The following is a 15,567-nucleotide window of genomic DNA, read 5'->3' as shown; positions in this document are numbered from 1 at the left end:
TTGCACAAGAGCAAAGCAAACAAAAAAGCCCACGAAGTTGGCGTGAAGGAGTGTGACTCCCTGCAGCGTCAGCCTCGCGGGCTTTAAGCGTAGTCGCTTATCCGGACATCAGCAAGTTAGCTGTTGTCGCCACCGTCCAACTTGGCGCGCAGCAATGCGCCCAAGCTGGTGGTGCCTGCGCTGGCAGCAGACTGCTGGCTCAAAGAAGACATGGCTTCCTGTTGGTCAGCTTGGTCTTTTGCACGAATAGACAACTGGATGTTGCGGGTCTTGCGATCCACGTTAACAACCACTGCTGTGACTTCGTCGCCTTCTTTCAACACGCTGCGTGCATCGTCAACGCGGTCAGCGCTGATTTCGCTGGCGCGCAAGTAGCCCACCAAGTCATCGCCCAAGTCGATTTCTGCACCCTTTGCGTCAACCGTCTTGACCTTACCGGTTACGGTTTGACCCTTGTCGTTCACAGATGTGAAGGTGGTGAAGCTGTCGTCATCCAACTGCTTGATACCCAAGCTGATGCGCTCGCGTTCAACGTCTATTGCCAATACAACTGCTTCAACTTCTTGACCCTTCTTGAAGTTGCGCACAGCTGCTTCGCCTGGCTCTGTCCATGACAGGTCAGACAAGTGCACCAGACCGTCAATGCCTGAGGCCAAGCCCAAGAACACGCCGAAGTCAGTGATGGACTTGATGGGGCCCTTCACGCGGTCACCGCGCTTGACGGTTGTTGCGAAGTCTTCCCATGGGTTGGCACGGCACTGCTTCATGCCCAAGCTGATGCGGCGCTTGTCTTCGTCGATGTCGAGCACCATGACTTCGACTTCGTCGCCCAAGGCAACAATCTTTGACGGGGCAACGTTCTTGTTGGTCCAGTCCATTTCAGATACGTGCACCAAGCCTTCGATGCCTGGCTCGAGTTCAACAAATGCGCCGTAGTCAGCGATGTTGGTGACCTTGCCGAACAAGCGCGTGCTTTGTGGGTAGCGACGGGCAACGCCCATCCATGGGTCATCACCCATTTGCTTCAAGCCCAGTGAAACGCGGTGCTTTTCAGAATCAAACTTCAATACTTTTGCAGAGATTTCCTGACCAGCTTGCACCACTTCGCTTGGGTGGCGCACGCGACGCCATGCCATGTCGGTGATGTGCAGCAAGCCGTCAATGCCGCCCAAGTCAACAAACGCACCGTATTCGGTGATGTTCTTGACCACGCCGGTCACGATGACGCCTTCTTTCAAAGTCTCCATCAGCTTGGCGCGCTCTTCGCCCATGCTGACCTCAACCACAGCGCGACGTGACAACACAACGTTGTTACGCTTGCGGTCAAGCTTGATAACCTTGAATTCCAAAGTCTTGTTTTCGTAGGGTGTGAGGTCTTTGGTAGGACGCATGTCAACCAATGAACCTGGCAAGAATGCACGGATGCCGTTGACCAAAACGGTCAGGCCGCCCTTGACTTTGCCGGTAGTGGTGCCGGTGACAAATTCGCCAGACTCCAATGCCTTTTCCAAAGACATCCAAGAGGCCAAACGCTTGGCTTTGTCACGTGACAGCAGGGTGTCGCCGTAGCCGTTTTCAACGGCGTCAATCGCAACAGATACGAAGTCACCAACTTGTACTTCGAGTTCGCCCAGGTCGTTTTTGAATTCTTCCAGTGGCACGTAGGCCTCAGACTTCAAGCCCGCGTTAACGACAACGTGGTTGTGGTCAATGCGTACGACTTCGGCAGAGATCACTTCGCCAGCGCGCATTTCAGCACGTTGCAATGACTCTTCAAATAGGGCGGCAAAAGATTCAGACATTTAGTTTCCTAAACTGCGTCAACATACATAACAGTGAGCGGCACGCAGGCGTGCATCAGTGGTGGATAGTGGGCAGTGTTTTGTTGCAGCAATGCTGCGGGGTTACGTTAATGATCCCACCTCGCGGAGCGTCACAGTGGACGCAGACGCACGATTAGGGCCTTGGGGAACACGCCTGCCACCAGTCAAGTACCAATTGCACTGATTGCTCAATGCTTAAATCGGTGTTGTCCAGCAGCTTGGCATCTTGGGCAGGTTTTAAGGGCGCATGTGCACGGTTCATGTCGCGCGCATCCCGCTCTTGCAAATCTGCCAAAAGACTATCGATATTAGCAGAATTTCCTTTAGAAATCAATTGTTTGTAACGGCGCTGCGCGCGTTGCTCCGCGCTGGCGGTTAAAAACACCTTTAGTGGCGCTTCCGGGAAGATCACCGTGCCCATGTCGCGGCCATCAGCAACCAGGCCCGGCGCCTTGGCAAAACCATGCTGCAAGGCCGTCAGCGCTTCGCGCACAGGCGGTAACGCGGACACCCTGGAGGCCGCCATGCCTGCGGCTTCGGTGCGAATGGCAGCGCTGACCTCTTGACCGTTGAGGTATACGGCATCCGCATCAAACCGCACCTGCATGCTGGCCGCCAACTGGCCCACAGCAGCTGCGTGCTCTGCATTGGCCAAGTCTGGGGCAGCGGTAGACAGCCCCACTTGATCAGCCGCCACACCCACCAACCGGTACAGTGCGCCAGAATCCAGCCAGGCATAGCCCAGGGCTTGGGCCACCAATTGCGACAGCGTACCTTTGCCAGAGGCGGTGGGGCCGTCTATGCAAATAACCGGTACACGGCCAGCGACGGGCTGCGCCAATGCAAACAAAGCCTCGAAGTAGTCGGGAAAGGTTTTGGCCACACAGTGCGGCTCGTTGATGCGGGTAGCCAGTTGAGCGGGGTTGAACGCGGCCAACGACAGGCACATCGCCATGCGGTGGTCGTCGTAGGTGGCTATGGGTGCTGTGGTCCAGGCGTTGGCAGCTGGGGGTGTGACGCTGATGAAGTCAGCGCCCTCTACCACTGTGGCGCCCAGTTTGCGCAGCTCTGTGGCCATGGCGCTTAAGCGGTCGGTTTCTTTCACGCGCCAGCTGGCAATATTGCGCAGCGTGGTGGTGCCCGTGGCGTATAGCGCCATCACAGCCAATGTCATGGCCGCGTCTGGAATGTGGTTGCAGTCCAGGTCTATGGCCTTTAACGGCCAGGCGCCGCGTTGTATGTGCAAGGCATTGGCCTGGCCGGTAATCACAGCCCCCATTGCCTGAGCCGCTTCAACAAAGCGAATGTCACCCTGAATAGAGTCAAGGCCCACGCCTTGTACGGTGATGCCTTGTGCGCTTGGCGCGATGGCGCCCAAGGCCACAAAGTAGCTGGCGGATGAGGCGTCGGCCTCCACGTGCAGGCTGCCGGGCGACTGGTAGCGCGCACCCGCGGGTATGGTGAAGCGCTCCCAGCCATCACGCTGCACCACCACGCCAAACTGGGCCAGCAGCTTTAATGTGATGTCTATATAGGGCTTGGAAATCAGCTCGCCCACCACCTCAATCACCACGTCTTGCTGGGCCACCAAGGGCAGCGCCAACAGCAGGGCCGTTAAAAACTGACTGGACACATCGCCGCGCACTTGTATGGGGTGTGCGAGATTCAGGGTGTGCTGTTGCCCGTCGCCCAAGCGCAAAGGTGGAAAACCAGGGTTGCCCAAGTCTGTCACCACCCCGCCCATGCCGCGCAGCGCATCGACCAAGTCGCCAATAGGGCGCTCGTGCATGCGCGGTACACCCGATAACTCGAACGAGCCGCCTTGCGTGGTGGCCAATAACGTGAGCGCGGCGCACAGTGGGCGCATGGCCGTACCTGCATTGCCCAAAAACAGCGCGGCTTGTTGCGTGCGCAGTTGTCCAGCCAAGCCGCCAATACGCACATGGCTTGCAGACACATGCTCAACGTTACAACCCAGGGTTTTGAGCGCTTCAAGCATGACGTGGGTGTCGTCTGAAGCCAGCAAGTCATGAATGTCGGTGGCCCCTTCGCTCAGCGCAGCCAGCAGCAACACCCGGTTTGAGATGCTTTTTGAACCCGGCAGCTGTACGGTGCCAGATGCACTGGCCAATGGCGGAAGGTCTAGGAAGGCGGTATTAAACATCTTGATCCGTAGCGGGTGCGCAGGCAGCGGTGGGTGGCCAAGCCGCTCTGCGCTGGCTGGCCTGGGCAATTGCTGCGTGTAAATCTGTGGCTTCGGTGGTGTTGTGTGCCGCAGTCACCAGTTTTTTGAATGTGGCAAGTGACTTTTCAAAGGCCTCAAGCTGCTGCAAAAGAGGCGTTTTGTTGGCTACAAAAATATCGCGCCATACATCGGGGCTGCCAGCGGCAATGCGTGAAAAGTCTCTAAAACCCGGGCCTGCCAACGCCAAGGCCTGGTCGTCTGACATGGCGTTGATGTACGCAAACGCCAACAAGTGGGGCAGGTGGCTAACGGCGGCAAACACACGGTCGTGTTCGGTAGCCGTCATGGTGTGCAGCTGCGCACCGCAGGCCTGCCACAAACTGGCGGCCAGTGCCATTGCATGGGCGTTCGTGCCTGGGCTGGGCGTTAGTATCACGCGGCAACCCTGGTACAGATCGGCTTGGGCATGTGCCACGCCAGCGCTTTCTTTACCGGCAATGGGGTGGGCTGCTACAAACTGAGGCAGGCGCTGGCCCAATGTGGCGTGTGCCATGGCCACAATGTCAGACTTGGTGGAGCCCACGTCCATGACCAGGCAGTGCTCAGGCAAGTGCGGCGCGATGGCCTGTAGTGTGGCTTGCATGGCACCAACAGGCACGCCCAGCAGTACGACATCTGCCTGCGCAACACTGGCGACCAGGTCTGTGGTGGCATCATCAACAACGCCTAAATCCAAAGCAGTTTGCAAGCTGTTGGCGTGTCGGCCAACGCCTGTCACACGCAGCTGTGGGTACTTGGCTTTCAGCGCCAAGGCAAATGAGCCGCCCATAAGCCCGCAGCCTATGACGCATAGCGAGCGGATATCAGCGGTTGATTTAAGCATCAGCTGCGGGGTAAGTGCCCAGTACTTTGTAAAAAGCGCACAGTGACTGCAGCGCTTCCAAGGCCTGTTGCATGCCGGGCTGTGAGGGGTGGCCTACCAGGTCAATAAAGAAGGTGTACTCCCACTGGCCGCCTTGTCGTGCAGGGCGAGACTCAAAGCGCGTCATGGATACGCCATGTGTTTTGAGGGGCACCAACAAGTCGTGCAGCGCACCTGGGCGGTTGGTCACCGATACGGCCAAGCTGGTGCAATCAGCGCCAGTTGCCGCAGGTGCCTCCAGCGTGGAGGGCAAACAGATCACGGCAAATCGTGTGCGGTTGTGGGCATCGTCTTGTATTGCGTGCGCTGCAATGTGCAGGCCGTATTGACTGGCGGCACGCTCGCTGGCAATGGCGGCCCAAGCCGGGTTGTCTTTGGCCAAGCGTGCGCCTTCGGCGTTGCTGGCAACGGCGCGGCGCTCAGCACCTGGCAAATGTTTGCTAAGCCAGTCTTGGCACTGGGCCAAAGCTTGTGGGTGAGCCAGTACCACCTCTATGCCATCAAGCGAGTTGTCCAAGCGCAGCAAATGGTGGCGCACCAGCAGGCTGGACTCGCCAATGATGTGTGCGGGTGACTGCAGCAGTAAATCCAGCGAGCGCGTGACCACGCCTTCAGTGGAGTTTTCAACAGGTACCACGCCAAAATCTGCGCTGCCGGCTGCTGTGGCTCTAAACACGTCATCAATCGATGCGCAGGGCAGCTCTGTGATGCTGGTGCCAAAAAAGGACAGTGCCGCTTGCTGACTGAAGGTACCTGCTGGCCCCAGAAACGCAATGCGCTGAGGTGCCTCAAGCGCACGGCATGCAGACATGACCTCGCGCCAGATATGGCCAATGCTCTCGGGCTTGATGAGGCCAGTATTGGTGTCTTGCAAATGCTTGATAACCTGCGCTTCGCGGTCAGGGCGAAACACCGCAGAGCCATCTCGTTTTTTAAGCTCGCCCACCTCATGGGCACACTGTGCACGCGCATTGAGCAAGGCCAAAATGTGTTGGTCTAAAGCGTCAATAGACTCGCGTAGCTGGGCCAGTGTTTTCATGCGTGATGTGCTTCAAAGTCTTGCATAAATGCCACCAGTGCTTGTACACCGGCCAGTGGCATGGCGTTGTAAATGCTGGCGCGCATGCCACCTACTGACTTGTGACCTTTGAGGGCCAACAGGCCAGCTTGCTTGGCTTGCGTTAAAAATATGTCGTTGAGTGACTCATTGGCCAACTTGAACGGCACATTCATGCGTGAGCGCCAAGCTGGGTCAATGCTGTTGCTGTAAAAGCCAGAGCTGTCTATGGCTTGGTACAAGACATCAGCCTTGGCTGCATTGGCCGCCTCTATGGCCGCCAGGCCGCCTTGACTTTTTAGCCACTCAAACACCAGGCCCACCATGTAAATCGCGTTGGTGGGCGGCGTATTGAACATGGAGTTGTTGGCCGCAATGTTTTTGTACTCAAAGGCCGAAGGGCAAATGGGCATGGCGCGGTCAAGCAAGTCGTCGCGCACAAAAGCCAGCGTCACACCGGCAGGGCCCAGGTTTTTTTGAGCACCCGCAAACGCAACACCAATACGCTGCCACTCAACGCGGCGCGAGGCAATGTGGCTTGAGCAGTCCACCACCAGCGGTGCGTCTATGCCCAGTGCTGCCAAGTCCGGCAACGAAGCAAACTCAATACCGTCAATGGTTTCGTTGCTGCACAGGTGTACGTAGTCTATGTTGTTGCGCAGCGCCCAGCTGCTGGCACTGGCCACCGTTTTAAAGCCGTCAGCCTTGCCGTTAAATGCGACTTGTGCATCACCGTAGCGCTTGGCTTCAAGGCTTGATTTGTGGCTCCAGCTGCCGCTGACCACAAAGTCTGCTTTGGGTGCGCCAGCTGTTTTGGGCTTGCCCAGCAAGTTCATGGGGGCAATGGCGTTGTGCGCCAAACCGCCACCTTGCACAAACAAAATATGAAAGTGCGCGGGCACCGCCAGCACCTCGCGTATGTCTGCCAATGTACGCTCCAGGATTTCACCAAAGGCGGCGCCTCTGTGGCTCATTTCCATGACGCCCATGCCACACCATGCCAGTTGCTGATTTCGCGCCCCGCGCGCTCCAGCACCTCAAGCGGCATGGCCGCTGGGCCAGCCGAGAAGTTGTATGGACGAGTGTCGCTCACGGTTTATTCAGCAGAGCCGCTGTCGCCGGTGGTATCTGCATCACTGTTGTTGTCGCCGTTTTGCGCGCTGTCTGCGTCAACATCTGCGTCTTCAGCAGCGTCAGACTCTGCATCACGCTCGGCAATGCGTTGCATGCCAGACAGTTTGCTGCCTGCGTCCAGGCCAATGAGGGTCACACCTTGTGTGGCCCTGCCCATTTCGCGCACTTCTGATACGCGTGTGCGCACCAACACACCAGTGTCGGTGATGAGCATGATTTCGTCTTCGGTGTGCACCAGCGTGGCGGCGACCACTTGGCCGTTACGCTCGCTTTGTTGAATGGCAATCATGCCTTTGGTGCCGCGACCGTGGCGGGTGTATTCCTCAATGGGTGTGCGCTTGCCGTAGCCGTTTTCAGTGGCTGTGAGCACACTGGTGGGGTAGGCGCCACCGGCGCTGTCGACTTGCGTGACATCGCTGGGCGAGACCAGCATGGCAATCACGTTTTGACCATCTTCCAGCATCATGCCACGCACGCCGCGGGCGTTACGGCCCATGGGACGTACATCGTTTTCGTCAAAGCGCACGGCTTTGCCGCCATCCGAGAACAACATCACATCATGATTGCCTTCGGTCAGCGAGGCGCCAATGAGGTAGTCGTTGTCGTCCAAAGCCACGGCAATAATGCCGGCTTTGCGTGGGTTGGAAAAGTCGGTCAGTGGCGTCTTCTTGACCGTGCCCATGCTGGTTGCCATGAACACAAAGTTGTTCTCTGGGAAAGTGCGGTGGTCACCGGTGAGAGGTAGCACCACGTTGATTTTTTCGCCTTCTTGCAGCGGGAACATGTTCACGATGGGGCGACCGCGCGAGTTGCGCGAGCCCGCCGGCACTTCCCACACCTTGAGCCAGTACACGCGGCCCTTGTTGGAAAAACAGAGAATGTAGTCGTGCGTGTTGGCAATAAAGAGCTGGTCAATCCAGTCGTCTTCTTTGGTGGCGGCAGCCATTTTGCCGCGGCCGCCGCGCTTTTGTGCGCGGTATTCAGTCAGGGGCTGGCTCTTGATGTAGCCCGTGTGCGACAAAGTCACCACCATGTTTTCTGGCGTGATGAGGTCTTCGGTGGCCAGTTCTTGGGCGTTGTACTCAATCTCTGAGCGGCGCGCGCCAATTTTGGTTTGGCCAAATTCGGTTTTGATAGCGGTGAGCTCATCACCCACGATGACACTGACGCGCGATGGTTTGGACAAAATGTCAAGCAGGTCGTCAATCTCAGCGATGACGCCCTTGTACTCGGACACAATTTTGTCTTGTTCGAGGCCAGTCAGGCGTTGCAGGCGCATTTGCAAAATTTCTTGCGCTTGCGTCTCGGACAAACGGTACAAACCGTCCGCGCCCATGCCTACGTTGCGGTCTACGCCGTCTGGGCGGTAGTCGTCAGCGTTGATGGTGGCGCCGTCTTCGCGGGTGCGGGTGAGCATTTCGCGCACCAATTGGCTGTCCCATGACCTGGTCAGCAATTCGGCTTTGGCCACGGGTGGTGTGGGCGCATTGCGAATGATGGCGATGAACTCGTCGATGTTGGCCAGGGCAACGGCCAGACCCTCAAGCACATGGCCGCGCTCGCGCGCTTTGCGCAACGTGAATACCGTGCGGCGTGTGACCACCTCACGGCGGTGCTGCAAGAAAATATCAATGAGGTCTTTGAGGTTGCACAACTTGGGCTGGCCGTTGACCAGCGCCACCATGTTGATGCCAAAGGTGTCTTGCAGCTGGGTTTGCTTGTACAGGTTGTTGAGCACCACTTCTGGTACTTCGCCGCGCTTGAGCTCAATGACCACGCGCATGCCAGATTTGTCTGACTCGTCCTGAATGTGGCTGATGCCTTCAATTTTCTTTTCTGTGACCAGCTCGGCTATGCGTTCGAGCAAGGTCTTTTTGTTGACCTGGTAAGGCAGTTCGTCAACGATGATGGACTCGCGTTGGCCTTTGTCAATGTCTTCAAAGTGGCAGCGCGCACGCATGATGACCTTACCGCGACCGGTGCGGTAGCCTTCTTTCACCCCGCCAATGCCGTGAATAATGCCGGCGGTAGGAAAGTCTGGCGCCGGAATGATTTCCATCAGGTCTTCAACAGTGGCCTCTGGGTTGTGCAGCATGTGCATGCAGGCATCAACCACTTCGTTTAAGTTGTGCGGCGGAATGTTGGTAGCCATACCCACCGCAATACCTGCGGAGCCGTTGACCAACAAGTTGGGCAAGCGAGAGGGCATCACCAGCGGTTCTTGCTCTGAGCCGTCGTAGTTGGGGCCAAAATCAACGGTATCTTTGTCCAGGTCGTCCAGCATTTCGTGGGCGATTTTTGCCAGACGAATTTCGGTGTAACGCATGGCCGCGGCGTTGTCGCCGTCAATAGAGCCAAAGTTGCCCTGACCGTCCACCAGCATGTGGCGCAATGAAAAGTCTTGCGCCATACGCACAATGGTGTCGTACACCGCAGTGTCGCCGTGTGGGTGGTACTTACCAATCACGTCGCCCACAATACGCGCAGACTTTTTGTAAGGCCTGTTCCAGTCGTTGTTGAGCTCGTGCATGGCGTACAGCACGCGGCGGTGCACTGGCTTCAAGCCATCACGCGCATCAGGCAGTGCCCGGCCCACGATCACGCTCATGGCGTAATCTAGGTAGCTGCGGCGCATTTCCTCTTCAAGGCTGATGTGCAAGGTCTCTTTGGCGAACTGGGTCATGTGCTGTGTACTTGGTTTAGTTGAGAAGCCTCAGGCTAACCAGTCATTTTAAGCGCTTTAAAAGCGTGCCAAACCGCACCGGCCCCATTGCGACAAGCCCTTGTCCGTGGCGCAAACAGGGTGAAGTCAAGCTCGCGCGCACAGCCTGTGGGCCAGCTGCACGAGGCGCCAAGCCGGATGCGGCGGCACCGGCTAATTCTTTTGTTGTATTTCGGCTACGGGCTTTAAAAAAAGTCAACGACTGTGGCCCGTCTTCACGCTCTGCGCTGACGACAGGCCGAGAGTTGTGGCTAAAATGTTTAAATCGTTTTCAGTGGTAGTCACTCGAAGCGTTTATCCATGTCGCGCAAGCGTTGCGCATAAAGAGAAAGAGGATTTCCATGATCAAACTAAACAAAGTTGCAATGCTGATCGCAACCGCTGCTTTGGCAACCGCTGCCAGCGCCGAAGTTAACAACTGGGTAAGCGCTGACGGTACCGCTTGGAAAAACGGCACCAACGAATTCTGCTGGCGTGCTGCCAACTGGACACCAGCCACAGCTGCTGTTGGTTGTGATGGCGCCATTGTTGCTGCTGCACCAGCACCTGCTGCCAAGCCAGCACCTGCGCCTGCAGCCGTAGCACCAGCTGCTGCTCCAGCCAAGGTTACTTACGCTGCTGACGCCTTCTTTGGCTTCGACAAGGCCGTGTTGCAAGCAGCTGGCAAAGCCAAACTGGACGGCTTGATCGCAAAAGTAAAAGACATCAACTTGGAAGTAATCGTTGCTGTTGGTCACACCGACACCAGCGGCCCAGCCAGCTACAACCAGATGTTGTCAACAAAGCGTGCTGAAGCTGTCAAGGCTTACTTGGTGTCCAAGGGCATCGACGCCAACCGCATCTACACCGAAGGTAAAGGCGAGACCAGCCCAGTTGCTGACAACAGCACACGTCAAGGTCGTGCCAAGAACCGTCGCGTTGAAGTTGAAGTGGTTGGCTCACGTTAATCCAGTCAACGGCTAACGCCGGTCAAAAGGGGCTGCTGCAAGCAGCCTCTTGCAAACGACAATAAAACCGCTTTGCCGGGTGCCAATAGGGCACAAGGCAGGGCGGTTTTTTTTATGGGCGCGATAATGCACGCTATGACTACGCCACACCACACCGCCGCACCCGAAGTAAACGCAGACCCAGCTGATTGGCCAAGTTTTCAGCCTTGGCCCACAAGTGGTGGGATCCGGATAGTGAGTTTCGACCATTGCACCAAATTAATCCCTTGCGGTTGAACTGGATGCGTGAGCAGGTTGATATTGTTGGCAAGCGTGTACTTGATGTGGGTTGTGGCGGCGGCATTTTGAGTGATGCCATGGCCCGTGCTGGCGCTGATGTGCTGGGCATTGATTTGGCGAGCAAAGCGCTGAGCGTGGCCAAGCTGCATGCGCTGGAGGCGCAAACGCCCAACGTGCAGTACCGCGAAATGAGCGCTGAGGCGCTGGCCGCAGAGCAGCCTGGCCAGTTTGATGTAGTGACCTGCATGGAAATGCTAGAGCACGTGCCAGACCCCGCATCCGTGGTGCAGGCCTGTGCCACCCTGGTAAAGCCCGGCGGCACGGTTTTTTTCTCCACCATCAACCGCAACCCCAAGGCATTTTTGTTTGCTATTGTGGGCGCAGAGTATGTGCTGCAGCTGTTGCCCAAAGGCACGCACGAATACGCCAAATTCATCAAGCCCAGTGAACTGGCCAGCTACGCCAGAGCCGCCGACTTGCAGCTCAACGCCACCAAAGGCATGTCATACAACCCATTGACCAAGCACTACTGGTTGGGTGGCGACACCAGCGTGAATTACATGTTGGCCACCACCAAGCAGGCCTAAGCCACCATGTTCTCCAACGTACATTTGGTCCTGTTTGATCTGGACGGCACCCTCATCGACAGCGCGCCAGATTTGGGTGCTGCCGCCGATCGCATGCGAACCAAGCGCGGTATGCCGCCATTGCCATTGGACGTTTACCGCCCCATGGCGGGCGCTGGTGCACGCGGCATGCTCAAAGTCGGCTTTGACATGTCGCCAGACCATGCCGACTTTGCCGAGATGCGCAACGAATTTTTTGAGGAGTTTGAGCGTAACTTGCTGGCCAATACCGTGGTCTTTGATGAGGTGGCTGAGCTGATAGCGCGTATAGAAGCTGCAGGCATGAAGTGGGGCGTTGTGACCAACAAAAGCGAGCGCTTCACGCTCCCTACAGTGAAGCGTATGCCGCTGTTTGGCAATGCATGCACGGTAGTAAGCGGCGACACCACACCACACCCCAAGCCACACCCGGCACCGCTGTTGGAGGCTGCCAGGCGCGCTGGCGTTGATGCCAAGCACTGCATCTATGTCGGTGACGATGAGCGCGATATGGTTGCAGGCCTGGCCGCAGGCATGCCCACTGTTGCAGCCCTGTATGGCTACTTGGGCTCGAACAACGACGCGTCCACCTGGGGTGCACAAGCCCATATTGACAAGCCGCTTGAGCTGCTACAGCTGTTAAACCTGTAGCGCCCCGTGCGCTTGGGGCGAATTTAACGTAAACTAGGCGACTTGGGGCTGCACTGGTTTCGACGTGGGTTCGGAAGCGTGGTGGGGCGTGCCGAGGTTCAGTCACCTCGTAAATCCGCTGAAAAAAACTAACTGCAAACGACGAACGTTTCGCACTCGCAGCTTAAGCTGTGAGACTCAAAACAGCATGCTGACGGGCTGGGCAAGGGGGTAGCAATACCTCCCGGCTATGAGGGAATTTACGTTGGCTGGCACACGGCTGGGTTACTTAGTCGGGTGTGAGATTCAAGGTAACTGGCGTCTTGGGTAGCGTGTTGCTGCGCGACCAAAGAAGCGAGATTTAAATCAGACGACTACGCACGTAGAACCATACGAATAAGGCTCGCGGACGCGGGTTCAATTCCCGCCAGCTCCACCATATGCGGGGGGACAGATTTTCTCTGTCCCCCTTTTTCATGTCCGGAAAGCCCTGTATTAGCGGGCTTCCGCGTTTTTCCTTGTGGACGCGGCAGGGCACATTTCTCCGGTTTTTGGCCTCAGAGTCCGAATTTCTCTCTTTTTTCTCTGTTGCCTTGTGGACGTGTCCATAAGTCGAACCCAGTATTCATGCGGGTTACAGCGATTGGGTTGGACCATGTCAGTGGCCAAGCATAGGGGAGTTGAACCGGATAAATGTCGGTCTCAGGTTGGTTGCAGCCTTTACCCTCCGCCCGACGAGCGGCAGCTTAATGACACGAAGCAGACGAGAAGTCCTTGCGGGCAGCTTTTCGCTCAACTGCGCTGAAATCGGCAGTTACCATTCCATGCAATGTTCACGCAGCAAAGGGGGCTGGCCGTGTCTTGACGCTCTGGTTGGAAACCGAGCGCATCGATGACCAGTGAAGCCTCTACCCGCGTGAAAACGCTTTCCTAAAGGACACGTTTGTTATGCCGTTCCCGAAGTCTGCCGCGCGTCTAGAGAATCTGCAGCGTGCATGGCAATGGATTCGCTCGAATCCAGATCGGACGTACAAGTCGCACTTCCGGGAGCTGTACTCGGCCTACGCGACCTCAGACGGGGCCCTGCTCAAGCATCTAAAAGATCGACTTGATCGAAGCATTTTTGAGCCATCCGACGCGTGCAAGCTTTTCCTGCCGAAGCCTTCGGGCATCCTGCGTCCGTACACGTTGCTGGGCATCGAGGACCAGATCGTGTACCAAGCGATGGCCAATATCGTCGCCGAGCGTCTGCATCCGCGCGTCAGAAGCAAGTACAACCGCCAAGTGTTTGGTCACCAGTACGCGGGAGCGACGAGCCTCTGGTTCTACCGCCGTTGGACCGATGGTTACAAGGCCTTCAACAAGGCTGCGGAGACGGTCTTTGCGAACGGCTACACGTGGACCGCAAGCTTTGATCTCACGGCGTTCTACGACAGCATTGATCACAACGTGCTGCGCCACATGCTCAAGGAAATTGGCCTTGACCATGATTTCTGTATGGAACTGACCCGCCTTCTGAACAAATGGACGGCAACGACGACTCAGATTTATCACGACCACGGCATCCCGCAGGGGCCGTTGAGCTCGGGCTTGATTTCCGAAGCAGTGCTCAAGCACTTCGACGACAACTTCCGCACCCGCTTCGACGTCAAGTACTTCCGGTACGTCGATGACATCCGTCTCTTCGCCAAGAGCGAGGATCACTTGCGGTACGCGCTCGTCTCACTTGACCGACTGAGCAAGGACGTGGGCTTGTTTCCGCAGTCGGGGAAGATCGACATCCACCAGGTGAAGGATATCCGGGACGAGTTGAAGTCTGTTAGCTCGCCTGTGGAGACAGTCTTGAGCGGACCGGAGCCCGACCAGGCAGGTATTCGAAGCAGGCTCGCTGAGCTTGCACCGCGCGAAGGCGGCTATCGGGTCACGGACTCAACTAGGTTCAAGTTCCTGTTGGCCAAGGCAGATCCGTCGCTTCGTGTGCTTGACCGCCTTTGGCGTGTCTTCGAGCATGCGCCGCACTACTACCCCCAGGTCTCAGCCTACCTGCAGAAGTTTCGGTCCCTACCCGACAAGCATGCTGATCGGCTGCTCAGCCACATCCAAACGCAGGATCTCTACCCGGCGATCCGGGCCAGCTTAGTGACGGCGGCGGATGATCGTCTTTCTAGGTCGCGCACTAGGCGCTTGCGCTCGTCCCTGAAGAAGCTGTGGGCGCCGCGAACCAGTACGCCAGAGCTGACCGCGGCCCTGTGGAGCGCGCTGCACCGTCTTTCGCACTTGACCGAGCGGCAGGCTGACTATGCGCTGCTCTATTCCCGGACATCTTGGCTTCGAACGCGGTTGCATTTCGGCATGCCTTGGTTTGAGATCGCCAAAGGCCGGAGAGACCGACTCTTGAACGTCTCGATGCGAAGCAATGACGCCGACGTTGCCCTGGCTGCGGGGTGGCTAGCTGCGCTGTTGGACTGCGAGGTTCGAAAGCCGATCCGCGACATCCATCCGCTGGCCAAGATCGTGCTGCGGGAAAACGGCCTGCTGCGCCGTGCCGACACCAAGGTGTGCGGAATCCGGCTGGCGCTTCACGAGATGACCGGCATGGACTTCGCGGTCAACTGGCGGAAGTTCTTCGGCAAGAACTATCGTCACGCCGAGTCAAAGATTGTTGCGTGCAAGGGCTACTTCAAGACGAACCCCACCGCCTGGGTCAGCATGCTTGATGTCTTCAACGATCTCCTGGTCGACGACCTCTTCAAGCGCGACGGAAGTATGGGCGTGCGAACTCTGGGGAAGTTCGGGGACGTTATCGGCCGCAAAGCCTTCAAGACCAAGTTCCCGAACACGCATACGCTTGTCGAAGAACTGCACAAGAAGCGCGGTGAGGGTGAGCTTTCCCACGCGGTGGTTCATGCGACGAAAGCGAGGACTGGGCGCATCCCGTTCAAGTGGCTGAAGACCGGCCGCAGACACCTGATCGCCGCGCTGACCGAGATCAATGCTGCAGGGTACTGAGGGGACGTTTGTAGCGACGGCGATGCCGCATGTGCGCTGTTGACGCACATCGAATCGTTGGAGGATGGTTTGACCGAAATAGCTGCAACTCTGCCCATCGCCGCGCTAGTGCGTGTGTCAGTTTTCGGCGGAGGCGGACGCTCAGGCGAGTGATCGGGAGAGACGCCTTTCGCTGCACTCCGGTCGGCCGGTTTGGCAATGACAACTGCAGGCTGGTTGCCGTCGCTCACGATGGGTACTGACGCAGGCGCACC

9 protein-coding genes, 1 other RNA gene and 1 pseudogene are annotated in these 15,567 nt (G+C 57.2%); 5 read left to right on the top strand and 6 right to left on the bottom strand.

Annotated elements, in window-relative coordinates; genetic code table 11:
• Positions 1-116: 116 nt before the first annotated feature.
• The 6 genes and pseudogenes from rpsA to gyrA all read right to left on the bottom strand — a co-directional run bounded on the left by rpsA (position 117) and on the right by gyrA (position 9,804).
• On the bottom strand, positions 117-1,802 hold the full coding sequence (gene rpsA, locus LN050_06350) for a 30S ribosomal protein S1 (protein UFS55476.1): 1,686 nt from the start codon (positions 1,800-1,802) through the stop codon (positions 117-119).
• Positions 1,803-1,956: 154 nt separating this feature from the next.
• Entirely contained in the window at positions 1,957-3,987 is a 2,031-nt protein-coding gene (locus LN050_06345; GenBank protein UFS55475.1) for a bifunctional 3-phosphoshikimate 1-carboxyvinyltransferase/cytidylate kinase, read from the bottom strand.
• Positions 3,980-4,891 (bottom strand): prephenate dehydrogenase/arogenate dehydrogenase family protein, encoded by a 912-nt coding sequence (locus LN050_06340; GenBank protein ID UFS55474.1) that lies wholly within the window; start codon positions 4,889-4,891, stop codon positions 3,980-3,982. Before LN050_06340 ends, LN050_06345 begins: the two co-directional genes overlap by 8 nt.
• A complete protein-coding gene (gene pheA, locus LN050_06335) occupies positions 4,884-5,969 on the bottom strand; it encodes a prephenate dehydratase (GenBank protein UFS55473.1) in 1,086 nt (361 codons plus the stop codon). Before pheA ends, LN050_06340 begins: the two co-directional genes overlap by 8 nt.
• Positions 5,966-7,035 (bottom strand): annotated as a pseudogene (gene serC, locus LN050_06330) (3-phosphoserine/phosphohydroxythreonine transaminase). Before serC ends, pheA begins: the two are co-directional and overlap by 4 nt.
• 48 nt (positions 7,036-7,083) lie before the next feature.
• The gene (gyrA, locus tag LN050_06325) at positions 7,084-9,804 is read right to left on the bottom strand and encodes a DNA gyrase subunit A (protein ID UFS55472.1); all 2,721 of its coding nucleotides are present in this window, start codon (positions 9,802-9,804) and stop codon (positions 7,084-7,086) included.
• A 380-nt stretch (positions 9,805-10,184) separates the two neighbouring features.
• On the opposite strand from gyrA, the gene LN050_06320 reads away from it, so the two are divergent.
• From LN050_06320 to LN050_06300, 5 genes are all read left to right on the top strand, one after another.
• Positions 10,185-10,790 (top strand): OmpA family protein, encoded by a 606-nt coding sequence (locus LN050_06320; GenBank protein UFS55471.1) that lies wholly within the window; start codon positions 10,185-10,187, stop codon positions 10,788-10,790.
• A 188-nt stretch (positions 10,791-10,978) separates the two neighbouring features.
• Positions 10,979-11,656 (top strand): bifunctional 2-polyprenyl-6-hydroxyphenol methylase/3-demethylubiquinol 3-O-methyltransferase UbiG, encoded by a 678-nt coding sequence (gene ubiG, locus LN050_06315; GenBank protein UFS55470.1) that lies wholly within the window; start codon positions 10,979-10,981, stop codon positions 11,654-11,656.
• Positions 11,657-11,662: 6 nt separating this feature from the next.
• Positions 11,663-12,325 carry an HAD-IA family hydrolase gene (locus LN050_06310; GenBank protein ID UFS55469.1) on the top strand — a complete coding sequence of 221 codons (663 nt, stop codon included), beginning with the start codon at positions 11,663-11,665 and terminating at the stop codon, positions 12,323-12,325.
• A 44-nt stretch (positions 12,326-12,369) separates the two neighbouring features.
• Positions 12,370-12,743: a transfer-messenger RNA gene (gene ssrA / locus LN050_06305) on the top strand.
• Positions 12,744-13,252: 509 nt separating this feature from the next.
• Positions 13,253-15,313 carry an RNA-directed DNA polymerase gene (locus tag LN050_06300; GenBank protein ID UFS55468.1) on the top strand — a complete coding sequence of 687 codons (2,061 nt, stop codon included), beginning with the start codon at positions 13,253-13,255 and terminating at the stop codon, positions 15,311-15,313.
• Positions 15,314-15,567: the final 254 nt, after the last annotated feature.

Source organism: Comamonadaceae bacterium M7527, assembly GCA_021044545.1.
In the GTDB taxonomy this organism is placed as follows: Bacteria; Pseudomonadota; Gammaproteobacteria; order Burkholderiales; family Burkholderiaceae_C; genus RS62.
This window is presented reverse-complemented; position numbering and strand designations above follow the sequence as displayed.